The 18,216-nt window shown below is 56.2% G+C and carries 14 protein-coding genes; 1 reads left to right on the top strand and 13 read right to left on the bottom strand.

Features of this window, described 5'->3' with window-relative positions; translation table 11 throughout:
- Nucleotides 1-4: 4 nt before the first annotated feature.
- The 13 genes from WJU22_RS20210 to WJU22_RS20270 all read right to left on the bottom strand — a co-directional run bounded on the left by WJU22_RS20210 (nt 5) and on the right by WJU22_RS20270 (nt 14,540).
- On the bottom strand, nt 5-1,804 hold the full coding sequence (locus WJU22_RS20210) for a DUF1080 domain-containing protein (protein ID WP_341839981.1): 1,800 nt from the start codon (nt 1,802-1,804) through the stop codon (nt 5-7).
- A 435-nt stretch (nt 1,805-2,239) separates the two neighbouring features.
- Complete coding sequence (locus WJU22_RS20215) at nt 2,240-2,455, bottom strand: hypothetical protein (protein ID WP_341839982.1); 216 nt, start codon at nt 2,453-2,455, stop codon at nt 2,240-2,242.
- Nucleotides 2,456-2,484: 29 nt separating this feature from the next.
- A complete protein-coding gene (locus tag WJU22_RS20220; RefSeq protein WP_341839983.1) occupies nt 2,485-2,817 on the bottom strand; it encodes a hypothetical protein in 333 nt (110 codons plus the stop codon).
- 69 nt (nt 2,818-2,886) lie between these two features.
- Nucleotides 2,887-3,963, bottom strand: a complete 1,077-nt coding sequence (locus WJU22_RS20225) for a DUF4998 domain-containing protein (RefSeq protein ID WP_341839984.1) — start codon at nt 3,961-3,963, stop codon at nt 2,887-2,889.
- A 31-nt stretch (nt 3,964-3,994) separates the two neighbouring features.
- The gene (locus WJU22_RS20230) at nt 3,995-5,200 is read right to left on the bottom strand and encodes a DUF4959 domain-containing protein (RefSeq protein WP_341839985.1); all 1,206 of its coding nucleotides are present in this window, start codon (nt 5,198-5,200) and stop codon (nt 3,995-3,997) included.
- 30 nt (nt 5,201-5,230) lie between these two features.
- The gene (locus WJU22_RS20235) at nt 5,231-5,464 is read right to left on the bottom strand and encodes a RagB/SusD family nutrient uptake outer membrane protein (RefSeq protein ID WP_341839986.1); all 234 of its coding nucleotides are present in this window, start codon (nt 5,462-5,464) and stop codon (nt 5,231-5,233) included.
- Entirely contained in the window at nt 5,395-7,122 is a 1,728-nt protein-coding gene (locus WJU22_RS20240) for a RagB/SusD family nutrient uptake outer membrane protein (RefSeq protein WP_341839987.1), read from the bottom strand. Before WJU22_RS20240 ends, WJU22_RS20235 begins: the two co-directional genes overlap by 70 nt.
- A gap of 44 nt (nt 7,123-7,166) precedes the next feature.
- On the bottom strand, nt 7,167-9,770 hold the full coding sequence (locus WJU22_RS20245) for a TonB-dependent receptor (protein WP_341843787.1): 2,604 nt from the start codon (nt 9,768-9,770) through the stop codon (nt 7,167-7,169).
- The gene (locus tag WJU22_RS20250; RefSeq protein WP_341839988.1) at nt 9,692-10,513 is read right to left on the bottom strand and encodes an STN domain-containing protein; all 822 of its coding nucleotides are present in this window, start codon (nt 10,511-10,513) and stop codon (nt 9,692-9,694) included. Before WJU22_RS20250 ends, WJU22_RS20245 begins: the two co-directional genes overlap by 79 nt.
- A gap of 280 nt (nt 10,514-10,793) precedes the next feature.
- Nucleotides 10,794-11,933 (bottom strand): FecR family protein, encoded by a 1,140-nt coding sequence (locus WJU22_RS20255; protein WP_341839989.1) that lies wholly within the window; start codon nt 11,931-11,933, stop codon nt 10,794-10,796.
- 37 nt (nt 11,934-11,970) lie between these two features.
- Nucleotides 11,971-12,582, bottom strand: a complete 612-nt coding sequence (locus WJU22_RS20260) for an RNA polymerase sigma factor (protein WP_341839990.1) — start codon at nt 12,580-12,582, stop codon at nt 11,971-11,973.
- Between the two features lie 278 nt (nt 12,583-12,860).
- On the bottom strand, nt 12,861-13,949 hold the full coding sequence (locus WJU22_RS20265) for a FecR family protein (RefSeq protein ID WP_341839991.1): 1,089 nt from the start codon (nt 13,947-13,949) through the stop codon (nt 12,861-12,863).
- Between the two features lie 54 nt (nt 13,950-14,003).
- Nucleotides 14,004-14,540, bottom strand: a complete 537-nt coding sequence (locus tag WJU22_RS20270; RefSeq protein WP_341839992.1) for a sigma-70 family RNA polymerase sigma factor — start codon at nt 14,538-14,540, stop codon at nt 14,004-14,006.
- Between the two features lie 293 nt (nt 14,541-14,833).
- On the opposite strand from WJU22_RS20270, the gene WJU22_RS20275 reads away from it, so the two are divergent.
- On the top strand, nt 14,834-18,214 hold the full coding sequence (locus WJU22_RS20275; RefSeq protein WP_341839993.1) for a SusC/RagA family TonB-linked outer membrane protein: 3,381 nt from the start codon (nt 14,834-14,836) through the stop codon (nt 18,212-18,214).
- Nucleotides 18,215-18,216: the final 2 nt, after the last annotated feature.

The raw sequence follows: 18,216 nt of genomic DNA on the forward strand, positions 1-18,216 counted from the left end.
TGGTTTAGAAAAGGATGGAATAGCTCAGCTTGCCGCGAACGGGAACGATGAGTTCCTGTTTGTTGCCGGATGTGCGCACAACGGGTTTGGCGCCGCCGGCATCCGTGATGCGGAGGTAGAACGATTTGCCGTCTACCACGTACAGGTCTTTTTCCACTTGTTCGATTTGTGCGCCTTCGGCCAGTTTGGCGAAAAGGTCGGCCGCGGGGGCGGTCACTTCCAGGTCGCGGGTGAAACCGGAACCGTCGGGCAGGATGCGGATGGCGTCAGACACGTTGCTGCCGAAAGCCTGGTAGCGGAAAGTGGGCCGGTCTTTCTCATCGAGCACATAACCTTTAGGGCGGAAGCTGGTTCCGGCGGAGTCTGCGCTCCAGGCTGCGCCGGCGTCTGCCAGGCGGTTGAGGGTGAAAGCCGTTTGTCCGAAGCGTTGCAGCGTACCAATGGGCCGTGCGGTGCCGTTGCCGCGCTCGTGCCACATGGGAGTGGTTTCGAGGAAGCCGCCGCGCCAGGCCTGAACGAGCATGCCATTGTCGAGATCGTACGTGTAATGTACTTTTTCGGGGCTGCCAACGGATACGGCGTGGGTGATCTTTTCGCGGCCGGGTGCGTCCATGAAGCTGCGCAGGATGGTGGTCTGATCGGCTTCGAGGAGGATGGGATCGGTATTGTCGGGGGTGATGGCGTCACCGAACTGGATTTCGCGGAGACCGTTGCCGGCGATGTAGAGCCCGAGTGTGGGGGCGCCCCAGTCGCCTTCGCGGCCGTAGATGATTTCCACGTCGGAGGAACCTGCGGGAAGGGTAGCCTTACCGCGGCCGTTACCGCCATAACCGGCGATCTGTTTGCCGTTGATGGTGAGGCTGGCGCCACCTCCCTGGGCATATACGCCTACGTTGTAATCACCGGCTTTTTCTACGTTGAGCTTGCCGGTGTAGCGGAGCTGGTAGCCATGAGTGAAGGGGCCGGCGTTCGCGGTGAGCGTAGGCGCGGTGCCCTTTGCTTCGGCTTTGGCCGTAGCTGGATCGAGCTCACGGGCGTTGGCCGCTTTATATACGGTGTAGTTGAGGCCTGTCAGGGTAGGACGGGCGCCGGGGTATTCGGTGATATTGATATTGCGGAAGGCAACGGCGCCATGATCTCCCTGGATGCGCAGGGGGCCTGTGGGGGCTTCGTTGCCGTTGGCGCCGCGGGTGGAGCCCTGGAGCTCTACGTTTTCGTGGATCACGACGCCGTTCAGTTCGGCGCGGATGATGCGGGCGTTTTCGACCTTTTTACCGGACGCGTCGAACCGGGGGGCCTGGAAGGAAACCTTCAGGTGTTGCCAGAGGCCGGGGGCTTTGCTGGCGTTCTGCCGGGGGGCGTAGCCCTGGTAGCCTTGCTGGCCTTCGGGGCGGGAATCGTCCCAGCGTTCGTAGATGCCGCCGTTGTCGGCCGCACGGGGAGCGGGATTGCCCCAGCTGTCGAACAGTTGAAGCTCATACCGTCCCTGGAAATAGATGCCGGAGTTGGAACCTGCGGCCATCATGTAATCGAGCTCGAGGTCGATGTCCCCATGCTCTACATTGGAGTAAAGATCTTGTCCATGCTGCTTTTTGCCGGGTTGGTTAACCAGGACGCCGGTGCCTTTGGCGGTTTCGAGGGTGTTGGGTTTCCCGAGCCGGGCGGCTACGTCGCCGGCGATCTGCCAGGTCCCGCCGGGTTGCCGGAAGGCGGAAAGGTCCGTAAGCGGCCATTTCCCGGATTGCGCTGCAGCAGGCTGGGCCAGCATCAGGCCGGCACCGCATGCATACAAAAAGCCGATCATGGACCGGCTTACAAAAGTGCGATTCGATTTTTGTACCATAGTTGCTCAAAATAATTATTGTTGTTGGGTTTGAAGGCAAAATATTACGGATGGTAAAGCGTGTTCCCTACCCTTCTGCCGCCGCTTGGCTATATCGTTTTAGCATGAAAACGTTTGACTCGCCTGAAAAATGGGCAATTGGCGTGGCAAAACGCTTTAGCTAAACGGGCCGCAACCCGCCTGTCCCACTTAGCGTACAACCTACATGAACGGCCGGAAAGCGGTGCCGGCGGTAAAACAGGGGGCCCGGGCCGGTAGTGCTTTTTCGCCCGAAAATCGTCCTGCACCCGCTCCCACCGGCCAGTCCGTACCGGTTACTTCCGGAAAAAGCCGCGGGCAGATGCCCGCGGCATTCAAATGGTTAATGGAGATGCAAAGTGGAAAGCGTTTGGCAGGTCAGTTGACCGGTATCGTCTTATCCCTGAACACCCATCCCACATGGTTCTGATCGTAAGACGAAAACGAAACCGGCGTCAGGTATTGCAGGTTATCGAACCGCTCATTGTAATTGTAAGGGTCCACCCCGCTGTAGCTGGAACCCGCGAGTTTCTTCACATACACGGCCTCTGCCACGATATCCGCCGGGATGTTCACTTCCATGAAAGATTGCATGTTCGTTTGCCGGGAACCGGTAACCGCCCCTACAAAGAGCCCTGGCTATCGTAAAACCGCATCCCGACATATACCGTTTCGTTCGTATACAGGTAATTAACGGGGCTGTACACCCAACTGAACCGGAAGTAATGCCGCTCGATGTTCGACCATTGCTCCAGCATCTGCGAGCCCTTCATTTCCGACAGGGCACCCTTGATCGGCGTTCCCGACCCGCCCGGCGGCGGATTCACGCTGAGGCTCGTTGTGGCGGCATTGCCAAGGTTGTCGTCCACCTTCACCGAAACGGAATAGCGGCTGGTCGGCACGTTGCCGGCCGATAACTGGAAATAAGCCGTGCTCGTTGATCCGGAGGCCCACATCCACCCGTGATCGATATGGCCATTGTAGGTGGTGGTCGTTTCGAGCCGAGTGGCGGACCCGGATATAGCTTACTTCATCGTCATCGTTTCGTCGAACAGCGTACGATGCGTGGCACCGGGCTGGTTCATCCAGTATTTCACCTGCAGCACCTTGGCGACAGGATCGTATTTGTTGACGCCGGAAGGATCGAGCTGGGCGGAGCGGTCGTTACCCGAAGGCTGCCCATATTTGTTCACCACCGCCGTCACCTTGTTCGCATCGTCTATCGTAAATACCACCCCGAAAGAACCGTAGTATGAGGGCGATCCGCCGTTCAGTATCTTATGGAACACATCATGCGTCTGGTCATCATCCACCAATTCCAGTGTGTGGGCATTCACCTGCCGCAGCGTTATGTTCCAGGGATAAGGCCCCGTAAGCGTGGCATTCGTGTAATCGGTCATGTTCCCCGAACAAACAAAGCTGCCGGAAGCGGGATGCACCGGCACCGTGGCCTCGGCAAAAAAGGTATCGATACAGTTCTCCGGGACATATGCCGTCCGCAGCACCAGCGACCTCGCCTCCGGAAGGATGTCTGCCAGCGTATCCGAAAAGGCAGCCATATCCGTAAATCGTTTCTGTGCCGCTGCGCCTCCGGTGTTCCGGTATTTCACGTCGGTAAACCTGCAGGTCGCATCCACAGGAAAAAATTGCAGCGCAAAGCCTTTCCGGCAATTGGCCGCCTGGATTTTCCGGATAAACAGCTCCGATTCGAACCGGCTGCCGAGCGCCCGCCCGCTGACGATCGCAGATTTAGGGGTAGACCCGGTGCCGTCTTTATAGGCGGCCACGATCTCGAAAGTATAATCGCCTTCCGTCAACTGCGGGACGATCACTTTCATCACGGCCTGTTGCCGGTCTGGCGCCACTTCCATCTTCCGCTGCCGGTTATTCCAGTACAGGATGTATTTTGAAATGTTCGGGTCCCTGGATTGGGTGAACTGTACTTCGATCCGCTCCCTTCCGGCATGCGTTTCCAATTGGTACGGCACGCCAGGGTACATCAGTTCGCCATTCTCCATGTAAGGCGCATAGGCGTTGTCCATTTTTGTGCAGCCGGCCATCAGGGCTACCGCGAGCGTCATCAGCAAATATTTTTGAATCATGCGATTGTTTTTTTGATGTGTGGAATCGGGGTCACTGGTAATCGCCCATGAACTTGAGGGAAGAGATCTCCATCCCCAGGCCACCGCTGAAAGTTTCGAGCAATACCAGCCTGAAATAACGCATGGGCACGGCCGGCAACGGCATGGTAAATTCCGAGCCGCTGTCTATCACTTCATAATCGGCCGCGTTCTGTTGGCCGTAAGGCAACCCGGAGGGTTTCACCAGTTCGTACACGCCGCCGATCTGCGTCCAGCTGCCGTCGAGCGCGCCATCGGGATTGGGGTTCATGCTGCCGTATATTTTAAAGAATTTCAGCGTGCCGTTCCTGAATTCGGCCCCGCCGTTTTTACGCATGTAATACCGGAAGCGGCTCAATACGATGGGCTTGCCCATGTCTATCGTGATCCGCGGCGGCATGGAATCGTTGGCGTTCTTCACGCCGTAAAAAGAATAGTCAGCGGCGCGGTATGGATTGCGGAGGGGCACGTTGAGGTCGGAGCCGCAGCATGCGGTCTGATCACCGGGCAGCACGAGCGCCTTCATGATGGTACGGTCGAGCTCCACTTCGTTCATCGTCCGCACGGTTGCCCAAACGGTATCAGACGTGTTACCCCAGCGGTCGCGCACGCAGGCGCCATACCGGCGGTCGCCCGGCGAGAAGCCGCGCATGGAAAAATTGCCTGCCGTATTCTTCGTGTAATGGGTGTAGACGTATTCGCCTTTCCCGATGGTATCCACGAGCGAAACGATCGCGATTTCACCGCCGGTCGGGTTTTCGAACGCGATATTCGCTCCGCCGAAATCCCCGAAAACCTTCAACGAGGCCTTTACACTCTGATACGGCGGGATACCGGGATGGACGGTCACTTCCACCGGGTCAGACTTCACTTCGCTGCGGCTCACGGTGGAAAGCGTCACCTTGTAGTCTCCCTCCCGTTCGAACCCTTTCACGACGATGGTATCTGTATAAAACGACGATTTCACCTGTTGCGACGCGCTGGCATTGATTTTGAAATCGGCCTGCACATACAACACTTCCGGCTCGGCCGGGATGTCGTACACAATCGTTGCGCCGCCCGGAAAGTTGGTGACGCGCACGTTCTTCACGGGCGAAGGCTTTTTGCCGCTATTGTAAATGGGGTCCCTGTCTGTACCGGTCTGTTTCTGGCAGGCAGAAACGATCATGCCGGCCAAAAGCAGCAGGCTATATGTGATATAATGGGATGTCTTCTTCATGTTTCTTGATTTGATGTTGGAAAAGCGGGATTACCAAAGCGGGTTCTGCACGAGGTTGGGATTCACGTTCAGGTCGCGCTCCGCGATCGGCGCGAGGAATTCCCTGTACGTGTTGTTGGGCGTGTAGAGGGTGCGCATCCGGTAGAACATGGCGGGTGTGTTCTGTTGGATATCCCAGCCGGTGACCGGGCGGTTCATATAATCCAGCCGTTTCCAGCGGCGCATGTTCCAATAGTTTTCCCCTTCGAAGATGAATTCCGCCATCGTTTCGTGCTGGATGATGCCGCGGAGGCCTTCTTTGATGCGGGCCTGGAGGGATTGCGGGAGTAATTGGCCCAGGATTCCACAACGCCTTTGAGGCCTGCCCGTGCGCGAACGCTGTCGAGATACTGGTAAGCCCTTGCACCGGGGCCTTCCGTCTCGTTCAGCGCTTCCGCATACATGAGGTAGAGCGCGGTAAGGCGGATCGCCGGCCAGGCATAGGAATCCGGCGCGTAGGAACCTCCGTCGCCGGAAGTTTTCCAACTCACCATCTTCTTCGGCCAATAACCGGTAAATGAAGTCCGGGACAACCCGTTCGACGAAGAAGAGCCCCACATCGTATTGATGTACAGCAGATTATCTTCATTCGACCGCTGTTTCATGAAATACGAGGAACCGTCGAACGCCAGGTCGGCGTAAAACCGGTATTCCCGGTCGATGTTGAAAGCGGAAGTCGTGTAGTTGGGTTTCAGGATGGCGCGATGCGTGGCGGGAACGGTTTTGAGCGTGGTGTAGCGGTTGGCGTAATCCCAGGAAGGATCTTCGTCGATGGGCACACCGTTTTTCGTATAAAATATCTCGCAGGCTTTCATATTGGCGGCCCACAGGGAGATGGTGTAGGAATATACATCGTTCCTGGGCGCGCATTGCCGCTGCAGGGCACCGGTGCTGCTGTGGGTGAGCGTCCAGATCACTTCGGAATTCCATTCTTCGGTAACGGCACCGCGGATGTCCATACAGATGCGGGTAGAATCGCCGATATCCTTCATATCGAAAGGCTTAACGAACCGGTGGAGCTTGTATCCTGCATCGTGCGCGGCGGCGATGGCTTCTTCGCACGCTTTGGCGGCCAGCGTCCATTTTGCGGCGCTGAATTCGGGACTGAACAGGGGTTGTGAGGTTGTGTGGCCGAAACCCGCGTAGTCCTTGTTCCCGTTGAAAAGCGGGCTCGCGTTCAACATCAGCGTATAGGCGCGGATGGCCAGCGCGATGGGCTGCGTCATTCTCCCCAATTCTTCGCGCTGGTTGGTGATGATGAGCGGAAGGTCGGCCCGGGCTTCGTCCAGCAGTTGCACGATATAGGTCGCCACTTCGTCTACCGGTTGGCGTTTCACGCGCACGGCCTCTACATCCGCCGAAATGGGAAGGCTTTCCTTCACGATGGGGATAGGCCCGTACATCCGCAGCAGCCAGAAATGGTAGAACGCCTTCAGCGTTTTCACTTCGGCGATCCAGCGTTTCCGCTCGGGCTCTTGTATGTCGGGGACTTTATGAATGTTGGCCAGGAAGGTGTTGCAGGTACGGATGGCGATGAACATGGGCGTTCCGCCATAATCGCCGCCGCCGCTCCAGTAATTGGCGATCGGGTTTACGATATTTTGGTAATCGTACGCCAGCTCTATGATGGAATTGCGGACACCCGACTGAGAGCCGGGATACGGCGTCGAAATCTCGCGGGAGCCCAGGATGGCGTAGTTGGCAGACACATCGCCGAGTTGCGGGATATAGGAATAACAGGTGAACAGGTATTTTTTGGCGGTGGCGCGTAGCTGGAAAGCCTGGTCGAGCGTAGGAACGTTATCCGGGATGATGTCCAGATACTTGTTGCAGGACGCCATCGTGGCCAGGCACGCCACCAGCAGAATGCGTATGATCTTCATGGTAATTTTCATTTTCGTGTCAGGATGTTGAAGGATTGCGGGGATTATTTGAGAGACAGCATCACGCCGGCGTTGAATACCCGCTGGATGGGATAACCAAGTCCATTGCCGCCCATTTCCACATCCCAGAGATTAAATTTGCTGAAGGTGAAAAGATTGTTCCCGTTGAGGTAGAACCGTGCATTGGTAAGCCGCAGCCTTTTCATGAGGTAGGCGGGCAAAGTGAACCCGACTTCTGCAGATTTGATCCGTAACAGGGCGCCGTTGCGCATGAACCAGGTGCTCGTCTGGATGTTGTTGTCGTTTTTACCGATGCTCAGCCGCGGCCAGAGCGCATAAATATTCTGGTTGTCTTCGCTCCAATGGTTATCTGCCCACACTTTCAGCAATTGCCGCTGTTCGTCGATGAAGGGCGAAGTTTTGTCGGCATCGATCCAGAACGATTCGCGGGCGAGCCCCTGGAAAAATACCGAGACGTCGAACCGGCCGAAGCCGGACGAAACCCCGAAGCCATACACGATCTCCGGCGTTGTAGGGAAACCGATGGGCGCCTGGTCGAGCTCGGTGATCTGCCCGTCGCCGTTCAGGTCGCGGTACTTGATGTCTCCACCGCCGTAGGGGCCGAAGTTCTGGCGGGGCGAGTTCCTGGCATCGAGATCGTCTACGAACAGCCGCTCGGCGATATACCCCCATTGCTGCCCGAGCGAGCGGCCCACGTGAAGTTTGTTGGATTCCTTATACTGGGGCTCCTCATACACGTCGAAGGCGCTGGTGGCGTACGTGAAGTTGGCCATGCCCTTCGCCCACCATTTGCGGGTGATCTGGTGGTTGAAATCCATCGCAAAATCGATCCCCTGCGAATGCGCTTTCCCCACATTGGCGCGCGACATAGCCGAAAGCCCCATCGTAGTGGGGATCGAGGCGCGGTCCATCAGGATATTGGACCGGTGCTCCCGGTAAACATCCATTTCGATGTTCAACTTGCCCATTACCGACATTTCCATCCGCAGATTCGTTTTCGCGGCTTTCTCCCATGTGATGTCGTTATTGGCATACCGGGAAACGCCAATCCCCGACAGCGAGTAATTCTTCAACGTGCCGAACGTCATGCCCAATCCACCGGCTTTCATGTCTACGTTCGACAGATAGAAGAAACGATCTGTAGGGTCGCCGATCGCATCGTTCCCCACAAGCCCGTACGTGGCCATGAATTTCAACCTGGAAATCCAGCTTTTGTATGGCTCCCAGAATTTCTCCTCCGATACCGTGTAACCGACGCCTGCAGACGGGAAGAACCCGAACCGGTGGGATTTATGGAAACGTTCGGACCCGTTGTACCCGAAGTTGAACTCCAGCGCATACCGGCCGTCATACACATAAGTGGCGCGGCCCGACACACCTACGTTCCGGAAAGGCAGCGAGCCCTGCAGCGTTCCCGCGTTACCGGTAAGACTGCTTTTGGCAATGCCTACCAATGTGCCGCCCAGGCTATGCACCTTGTCGAACATACGGCTGTAATCGACCGCCAGCTCGCTGTAAAAATCGGCCGACAGCGATTTGGCACCTTCCTTATAATCGAGGTATTCCGTACCGGCCGGCGCGTCGGACTGCCCGTCTTCCAGGTTGATGGGCCGGATGGAATAGCCTTTCGTGGCGTAATCGTAATTGTAAGCGATATAGTAGAACGGATTGTACGCGCGCGAGACGCCAAACGCGCCGTTCCGCTGCACGTTTATCATTCCCCGGGCAGACAGGCCCTGGGTGATGAAATGCAGTTTCTGGTTCAACCCGATCTGTGCATTGATATTGTAGCGGCTGGACTCCTGGTAGCCTTTCATGAGGTCCGCATATGGATTGTTATACTTTCCTTCCGCCGCGTTGCCGAACATGATGTGCTTCACGTACCGGGTTTCGTCTGTAGGATGGTAGTAAGCCGGGAACAACACAGAATTCGACTGCATGATCTGCGCATAAATATCCGCGCCGCCTTTCAACGGGCCGTTATAATCATCGAAGCTGCCAGACAGCCGCGCGATCATTTCCGTGGTGGGCGTGAGGTTGATGTTGATATTGCTGCGGATGGAGTAGGATTTGAGTTTGGAGTTGCTGTTGAAATTGTTCTTTTTATCCACCTTCATGATACCGTTATCGATGTTCATGGAACCTGAAACGTAATAACGCGCCACTTTTCCGCCGCCGCTGAGGCTGAGATTGAAGCGCTGGTTGTTCGTGGAATTCTTCAGCAGCATTTTCTGCCAGTCCGTCGAAGGGAAAACCACCGGATCTGTGCCTTTCCGGGTATTTTCGATCTTGTCTTTGGAATACAGCAGCCCGCCCAGCGGGTTCCTGGTGAGGATGGCTTCGTTGGCGAGCTCCATGTAGGTGATGGGGTCTGCCATTTCCACGTTGCGGGTAGATTGGGAAAGGGAATTTTCTGCGCGGAACGAAAGCGTGACGCTTCCCTCCTGCCCCTGTTTGGTGGTGATGAGGATAACGCCGTTGGCGCCTTTGGAGCCGTAGAGCGCCGTAGCCGTTGCGTCTTTCATGATGGAAAAACTCGCGATGTCGTCTACCTGCAGCCGCGCCAGGTCGGTGGAGGAGGATTCGATATTATCGATGAGGATAAGGGGGATTTGCGGTATCCGAATGTGGTTACGCCCCGCACGAAGAAATCGGCGTTATCGAAGCCCGGTTCGCCGCTGCGCTGGAAGGCGATCACACCCGCCAGGCGCCCTGCCAGTGCGTTCGTTAGGTTACTGACGGGGATTTTCAGCTCGGAGGGTTTGATGGTGGTTACCGCCCCTACAACTTCCGACTTCTTCTGCCGCCCGTGCGCTACGATCACCACTTCTTCCACTTTCCCTTCTACCGGCTTCAACGCAACCAAAACGGGCCCGCTGCCGGTTACTGCAACATCCTGCGGCTCATATCCGATGTAAGATACCACGAGCACAGCGCCTTTTTCGGGCACTTCGAGGGTAAACCGGCCGAGCGCGTCGGTGGCTACGCCTTTCGCCGTGCCTTTCAGTTTAACGGTCGCCCCCGGCAAGGGCATGCCATGCTCGTCTGTGACGGTGCCTTTCAGCGTGATGACGGTCATTTCCGGGACGGGGCCGGGCGCCGCGGCGCGGGGAACGGCTTTGGTGATGACGATGGTGCGGTCTACGATCGCGTAATCAAGCTGCAATCCCTCCAGGCAGCTTTTCAATGCGACATCGAGCGGCTTGTCGCGGATGTCCACATCGATCCGGCCCGCATCTTTCAACAATTCATCTTCAACGAAGAACTGCATGCTGGTTTGCCGGTTGATTTCCCGGAAGATCTGTTTCAACCGCATATTCCTGCCCGACAGGGTGATCTGCTGACTGTAGCTGCTGGCGCTAACCTGCATACAGACCCCGGTTAATAAAAATGCCGCTGTTAGTTTCATGGCCAATTTTGAATAGAAGCGATTACCGGGCCGCCATGGCCGGTTCGACTTTGGTTGTAAATGCATACATTTGTTTTAGGCCGTTTTGCTTTGGCATCACGGTAGTTGGTTGATAAATAAACTTTCCGACAATCGTTTATGACCGGCTTCATCTGCCGGCGTCACCCAATGGCATAGCCGTTCCGTCTTCCTCACGGAACGGTTTTTTATTTTGGGCGCAGCCAGAATTTTGAAATTCGGGTTATTGTTTTACCAGGATTATCCTGCCATTCAACTCACATTTTACGCCGGCCAACTGCATGTATTTCAGTACGTCCCCGAGGCTTCCGCTCCGGCGCATGATCCCTGAAAACCTCCGTCCGGCGGCACTTCCGGCGTACTGGACCTCCACATCGTACCATCGGCCGACTTCGCGCATAATATCTCCCAGCAGCTGGTTATCGAAATGGAACATCCCGTTCCTCCAGGCCGTGGCGGCTTCTACATCGGCCGGCGCCACGGTTAACACGCCCTGCCGGGATACGCCCTGCTCGCCGGGCCGCAGCATCGCACTGTCGGCCCCTGCGGCAAACCGCACCGACCCTTCCACCAGCGTCACTTTCGTGTCTATCTCGTCTGCATATGCTTTCACGTTAAACTTCGTTCCCAGCACGGAAACTTTCATCCCGCTTGCCCGCACTTCGAAAATCGATCCCTGCCGTTTCGCCACTTCGAAATAGGCCTCACCGCTGACTTCCACCGTTCTCACTTCGCCGAACACGGTCGGGAAGCGGATGGAGGAAGCTGCATTTAGCCAGGCCCTGCTCCCGTCGGGAAGCACGATGGCATAGGTGCCGCCCTTCGGTGTGACGATCGTATGGAAAACTGGTTCCGCATCCACCGCCTGCTTTTTATACGACAACATTCCGCTATCGACTTTAGACACGGCCGCTCCGCCCTGCTGCGCCAACATGCCGTTCCCCGCGCTATCCAGCTGTATGACTTCGCCGTTCCCCAGAACGAGCACGGCCTTGTTACCTGCCGGAACAGGCGGCGCGGTCCATTTCACCTGTACCAGGCCCGTTTCGGAACGCCCTGCGTTCAGTGCCCACAAGCCCCCGACCATCAGCAAAACCGCCGCAGCCGCGGCAGGCAGCCAGCGATACACGCGCGCCCGGCGGTGCATCGGCAGGTGGGCGAACAAGCGGCTGCGCAACTCCGCGTCCGTAAAACCGTCGAACCGGCCGGAAGCCAGGTCTTCGGCCAGGCGATCATCCAGCTCATCGATATGGTCTGGCAACAAGCGGAACAGTGCGTCTGACTCTGCATCGGTCAGGTTACCGCTGAGGTATTTTCGCAACAGGATGCTGAACTCCGGGCTTGCGCCGTTTTCATGCTTCATGGAACATCAGGTATGTGATCAGGTATAAAGACACCGGTTAAGACAAAGTGTACCAGTGCCAGTGATAAATTTCTGCGGCGAGGAGGAAAATGAGTTGGACGGCATGTCCCTGTTTTTTTACATAAGCGCGGATAAAGGCCATCGCTCTGGCGAGGTGGTTCCGTACCGTGTTCCGCGAAAGCCCCAGTTCGGCGGCGGCATCGTTGAGGCTGATACCCTGCTCCTGGGTAAGGCGAAATACGGCCCGTTGCTGGGCCGGCAACTGCAGCAGGGCCTCTTCCAGTATCTCGAGGGATTGTTTGCGGATGATGGCGGATACCGGTGCCGGCGGACCAGCTTCGTCCCCGGCCAGTAACTGTTCCCGGATGAATGCGCGTTCCCTGGCGATATTGCGCAAAACATTGAGCATATGATTGCGCGTGAGGATAAAGATGTAAGATTCCAGCTGGTTGACGGCAGGAAGGGAAGCGCGTTTGGTCCAGAGTTTCAGGAAAACGTCCTGCACGGCTTCTTCTGCCAGCGTATGCGACTTTGTGTAAGCTACGGCCACTCCATAGATCCTGTCGGAATATCGTTCGAAGAGCCGGCGGAAAGCAGGCTGGTCGCCATTGGCCAGCAGTTCCAGGTAATTATGGGTTTCAGCGATCACGTGGAGTACATTGAAAAATTAGACGATACCTATTTCAGTCCTTGTTTCATGGCAACACGTGAATGGCGGCAGGGGCTTCAGCCTTCGTGGACCAGGCACCCGGCCCGGCAGCATATAGCATCGGTGCGTTCATATCGTCTGCGGTTAGTGGTGTTTGCACGGGATAACGATGCCCGTATTCCGAAGATACCCCGTAAACACAGGCCGGATCTGGCCGATTTTGATGATTTTTGATGCTTTTTTTGCGGATACCGGAGGGGGAAGAGCACGCAAAGACGTTACTGAACGGGAAGCACTTTCAACAAAAGCGTTCCCTCTTCGGTGAAGTTATGTGTCAGCGTACCGGTGGCTGAAAGTTGTTGCAGGAATGCGCTCAGGGGCAACTGCCGGTCGAGGCGACAGGAGAACCGGGCCACCCCTTCTACCTGCACTTTCAGGCCGTACCATTGCCCGATTGCGTCGGCGATGGCGGACAGCGATGCGTCTTCAAAATAATAGGCACCTTCCTTCCAGCCAACGACTTCCCGCGTTGTAAATCCTTGTTCGGTCATACCCCCGCTTTCCGTCCAAGAAGCTTCCCGGCCGGGGGACAATTGCAATTCCAATCCATTCCGCCGGACTTTCACGGCGCCGCTGAGCAGGGAAACACTTGCTTCACCGGGTTTATAGGCTTTCACATTGAAAGTAGTGCCGAGAACGGTCACTTCTCCCCCGCCCGACCGTACCACGAACGGCCTTTCGGGATCGGGCGCCACATCGAAAAAGGCTTCGCCGGTCAGTTCCACCGTTCTGCCGCCAGCTCCAAAATCTGCCGGAAAACGCAGTGTGGAGGCGGCGTTCACCCAAATGGTGGATCCATCGGGCAGTTTCACGCGGTAGTCTCTGCCGGGGGGAACGTATAGTGTGTTCATTTTGCCCGTAGGCGCATCTTCCGCCGGGGCGATCTCCATGCCGGAGGGCTCCATATTCAGGCCCTTGACAGCAGCCGGCGCGCCGGCCAGAATCTCCCGGCCGCCGGCCAGAACGAGCCGTACTTCCGCGGAAGCGATAGTTGCGGCGGCGGGTGCGGCAGGGCGGAACAGGAAATAACAGATGCCCATCCCTATGGCAGCAGCGGCAGCAACGGAGTAATACAGCTTCCGGCGGCGTGCAACGGGCTTCACCGGAAGGGATGGCCAGTCGATCGCTGAAGCGCGGGCAAACCCGTTGGCCAGGTCGCCATCGCTGAAGCGGGCGCGGTATGCGTCCCAGGTTTGCCGGACGGAGGGGTCCGTGGCGATCCGGTCTTCGAGCAGACGGTCGTCTTCCGGAGCAATTACCCCTCCCAGCTTTTCGCTCATCAACTGCATTAAATATTCTTCTTCCATGCTATTTCGGTAACAAAACACGAAACCGGCCTCCGCGGGTGAATGCGGAGCCGGCTATTTCAACATGCCGCGCAGATCGCGCAGCGCCAGCGTCATATGTTTCTTGACGGATTCCTCGCTGATGCGGAGCGCCCGGGCGATCTCGCGGCGGGAACGCTGTAAAATATATCCCATGAGAAAAACCTTCCCCCGCATTTCCGGCAATTTGCCGATGGCTGTTTTCAGGCGTTCCTGCAATTCTTTTTCGGCGATACGGTCGTTGGCCTCCACCATACCGGGCATGGGCAATTGCGCCTGCCGTTTCCTCATCACCTTATTCCGTTCCAGCCGGTTGAAACAACGGTTGCGGATGCTGACGTAGAGGAAACCCTTGAGATGCCGCAGATCGGTGAATTCGCGCTGCATTTCCTTCTGCCAGTAATCGAGAAAAAACTCCTGCACGATCTCTTCAGCTTCCGCTTCATTTTCGAGAATGCCCAAAGCAGCCACCCACAACCATTTCCGGAATGCGGTATAGATGTATTCGAATGCTGCGGCATCTCCCTTCCGGAGCAGTTGCAACAAATCGTTCGGCTGATCTGCGAATGTCATAGCATATTGTATCTACCGGCGTGTGAAAATACAGTGCCTCACACTGTTTGCGCAACAGACCGGAAAATGATAAAAAAAACTTAATGCTGGAGAAAAAAGGTGTCCGCTAAACGGAAAAGAAAGTATGTTGCTAAGATACTACATCCGGCTTAACAATTAGTTCAAATTGCCGCGTTAACCCATCGGATTTTTTTCCTGTCTTATAAAAAAACCGCGCTTTCAGAAAAACCGCGAATGTTCGAGCTTCAAAAAAAACGATCACAACCTTAACTAACGTTTAACAACCGAACCTCATGAAATTAGCTCCTGCCAAGGCATTGCGCTTATGCGCGATGTTATGTACCATGCTGTGCCTGTACGTTTCGGCACAGGCCATTCCGCCGGAATACAAGGTTACGCTGAAAGCGAACCAGCAGGAAATGAAGACCGTTCTTCGTGCCATCGAAGACCAGACCGGACTTTATTTCATGTTCAACACCAACATGATCCAAATGCAGGAAAAAGTGAGCATCCATGTGCAATCGGTGAAGCTGGAAGATGTGCTGCAACAGTTGTTCGCTTCGCGCGGCATCAGCTGGTCGATCATCCAGAAAGCCATCGTGCTGAAAAATGCGGCGGCCACGCCTGCTCCTAAAAAAGAACCGGTGATGCGGGCGGTCAGCGGCACCGTTTCCGACGAAAACGGCTCCCCATTGCCCGGCGCCACGCTGCTGATCAAGGGCACCAACATCGGTACCCTTTCCAACGCCAACGGCGGGTTCGTCCTCCCCGGCGTGCCAGCCAGTGCAACGGTGCTGCTGGCGCGCTTTACCGGGTTCAAACCCCTGGAAATGCCCATCGGTGACGATCCTATCAAGGTGACATTGCAGCGCAGCGTGAGCAACCTCGACGAAACGGTCGTAGTCGCCTACGGCACCACCACCGAACGCTCCACTACCGGCGCCATCAGCGTCGTGAAAGGAGAACAGATCCAGACACTGCCCAACCGCTCGTTCGACAAGAGCCTCCAGGGCCTGGTGCCGGGGCTTCGCATTTCCGGGGGCACCGGGCAGCCCGGCGGCGGCCTCAGCAACATGGTGCTCCGCGGGATATCCACGGGCACCGAAGCACTTGGCGGGTCTACCGTCCGCAATCCGCTCATCGTGATAGATGGTGTCCCGGTTTTGCAAGACCCGTTTTCCCTCATGGAAACCGTCGACACCTATACGCCGGTCAGCAACCCGCTTGCACAGATCAACCCGGCCGACATCGCCGAAATCAGCGTGCTCAAAGATGCCGCGGCCATCGCGCTGTACGGTTCCAAGGCCAGCAACGGCGTGATCGTAGTAACCACGAAAAAAGGGACCGTTGGAAAAGCCACTTTCACCTTCAATCAGCAAACGGATTTCAGCTCCCGCCCTCCCGCGAAAATCCGGTTCATGGACCAACAGGAATACCTGAAATTATTGTATGAGACCTACCGGCAAACCGATCCCGTCCGCAACACCGACAGCTACATCCGTGCCGACCTTTTCAAAAAATTCCCCTACCGCGTCAATGGGCCGGATACTTCTTTTTACGATGCGACCGACTGGAAAAAACTCCTGTACCGGGATGCCGCCGTTACCCTGGCCAACAATCTTTCCATTTCCGGAGGTTCCAACACCCAGCGGTATTACATCAACCTGGAGCATACCCACCAGGACGGGATCGCCCGAAGCACGGGCTTCAACCGCTCATCCCTCCGTGTGAACCTCGATAACAAACCGGCGAACTGGATCAAACTGGGGGTCAATTCCACGCTGTCCTACACCACACAGTCCATCGCCGACAACACCGAATTTTCCAGCTCCGGCATCGGGCTTACCGACGCACTGTCTCCCCTGATCCCCAACCGGCTGGACAACGGCAACTATAACCTGCTGCTTTCCTGGGGCGCCAATGCTGCGGGCTCGCTCACTACGCAGAACCCCGCTGCCGCCAATGAGTTCAATTTTCACCGCACCAAAGCCCACCGCGCCCTGGCCAGTCTGACCAGCGAAATTTCCTTTCTCCGGTATTTCAGTTTCAATACTTTGCTCGGTGTCGATTTCATGCAAACGGAAACGCGCAAGAAAAACAGCCCCATGTTCCGCGGGCCGGCCGGCTTCGGCTCCCTTTCCAATTACGATGTGCGCAGAAGCGGCATCGTTTCCACCAACACCCTTAATTTCAACAAGCTGATCGGCCGATTTCACCACATCAGCGCGCTACTTTCCCAGGAAGCGCGCATCCAGGAAGAAAACAACAGCCAGATTTCGGCAAAGGCGACGGACGCATACACCAATCCCGACCTGAACGATATTTCCAGCCAGGGATACAACCGCGCATCGGCCATCCAGCGGTCCAGCAGCACGAAACTGCTATCCCAATTCGGCCAGCTGGAATACAATTTCCGTGAAAAATATTACCTGTCCGGCAGCTGGCGCCGCGACGGCGTTTCGGTTTTCGGCAGCAACAATCCCTGGGCCAACTACGGATCGATCGGCGGCGCCTGGATCGCCTCATCGGAAAGGTTCCTGCAAAACATCACGCCCGTGGTCAACTTCCTGAAATTCCGCGGAAGCATCGGCCTGTCGGGCAATACCGCCGCGCTGAATTCCTATATGGCATATCAGCAACTCTATAACTTCACCTACCTGGGAAAAACGGCGCTGGTGACCGACGGCTCTACGCCCGGCAACCCGTCTATCGAATGGGAAAAAACCAGTCAATGGGACGCCGGCATGCAGATGGGGCTCTTCAACAACCGGATTTACCTGGAAGCCGACTATTACTATAAATTCACGAAGAACCTCATTTTCAGTGCGCCACTGCAAAGCTTTACGGGCTTCCTGAGCGTGAACGATAATATCGGCGACATGCGCAACAGCGGAATAGAACTGTCGCTTAAGGCGGATGTGCTACGGAATACCCGGTTGAAGTGGAACCTTTCCGCCAACTGGTCGCGCAATTCGAACAAACTGATAAAGGCCAACGGGCAACACTTCCTTACGCTCATCAATCCGTTGATGGCAATAGAAGTGGGAAGGGAATTTTCGTCGTTTTACCTCCCTGTTTGGGCCGGGGCAAACCCGGACGACGGCAAACCGCAATGGCTGAATGCGGAAGGCAAACCCACCGGTGTATATACCGAAGCCGCCAAACAATTCCAGGGGCAATCCCAACCGAAAGGCTTCGGCGCAGTCACCAATACGCTTTCCTGGAAGGGATTGAGTTGCCTCTTCCAGTTCCAGTACCAATATGGCGGACAGGTCTATAACGAACAATACCGCAATTATTATTCAGACGGGCAACGCGCCTACATGAACGCGCCGGCCGATGTGGCCAACCGCTGGCAAAAACCAGGCGACGTTTCCGACAATCCTGTCAGGCTCATCGGCAACACCCAGGGAGGCTTTCGGCATTCCACCCGTTACCTGTACAAATCCGACTATATCCGGCTGCAACTGGTTTCACTTTCCTGGAATTTCCCCAAACACCTGACCGACCGCCTGCTGCTCCGTTCGCTGCGCGTTTTCGGACAGGGCAGCAATCTTGCCCTGTGGAAACCAGCTTCAGGTATCGATCCCGACCAGATCAATCCCGGTGGCGCCGTCGCATTTTCCTATCCGAATGCCCGCACATGGACCATTGGGCTCAACACTTCATTTTAAAT

Source organism: Chitinophaga caseinilytica, assembly GCF_038396765.1.
GTDB classification, from domain to species: domain Bacteria; phylum Bacteroidota; class Bacteroidia; order Chitinophagales; family Chitinophagaceae; genus Chitinophaga; species Chitinophaga caseinilytica.

Bases quoted from the DNA above. Each gene is read 5' to 3' on its own strand.
- WJU22_RS20250 (WP_341839988.1), bottom strand. From the start codon at position 10,513: ATGCAGGTTAGCGCCAGCAGCTACAGTCAGCAGATCACCCTGTCGGGC.
- WJU22_RS20240 (WP_341839987.1), bottom strand. From the start codon at position 7,122: ATGAAGATCATACGCATTCTGCTGGTGGCGTGCCTGGCCACGATGGCG.
- WJU22_RS20255 (WP_341839989.1), bottom strand. From the start codon at position 11,933: ATGAAGCATGAAAACGGCGCAAGCCCGGAGTTCAGCATCCTGTTGCGA.
- WJU22_RS20230 (WP_341839985.1), bottom strand. From the start codon at position 5,200: ATGAAGAAGACATCCCATTATATCACATATAGCCTGCTGCTTTTGGCC.
- WJU22_RS20220 (WP_341839983.1), bottom strand. From the start codon at position 2,817: ATGTGGGCCTCCGGATCAACGAGCACGGCTTATTTCCAGTTATCGGCC.
- WJU22_RS20225 (WP_341839984.1), bottom strand. From the start codon at position 3,963: ATGATTCAAAAATATTTGCTGATGACGCTCGCGGTAGCCCTGATGGCC.
- WJU22_RS20235 (WP_341839986.1), bottom strand. From the start codon at position 5,464: ATGGCGGAATTCATCTTCGAAGGGGAAAACTATTGGAACATGCGCCGC.
- WJU22_RS20265 (WP_341839991.1), bottom strand. From the start codon at position 13,949: ATGGAAGAAGAATATTTAATGCAGTTGATGAGCGAAAAGCTGGGAGGG.
- WJU22_RS20210 (WP_341839981.1), bottom strand. From the start codon at position 1,804: ATGATCGGCTTTTTGTATGCATGCGGTGCCGGCCTGATGCTGGCCCAG.
- WJU22_RS20270 (WP_341839992.1), bottom strand. From the start codon at position 14,540: ATGACATTCGCAGATCAGCCGAACGATTTGTTGCAACTGCTCCGGAAG.
- WJU22_RS20275 (WP_341839993.1), top strand. From the start codon at position 14,834: ATGAAATTAGCTCCTGCCAAGGCATTGCGCTTATGCGCGATGTTATGT.
- WJU22_RS20215 (WP_341839982.1), bottom strand. From the start codon at position 2,455: ATGCAATCTTTCATGGAAGTGAACATCCCGGCGGATATCGTGGCAGAG.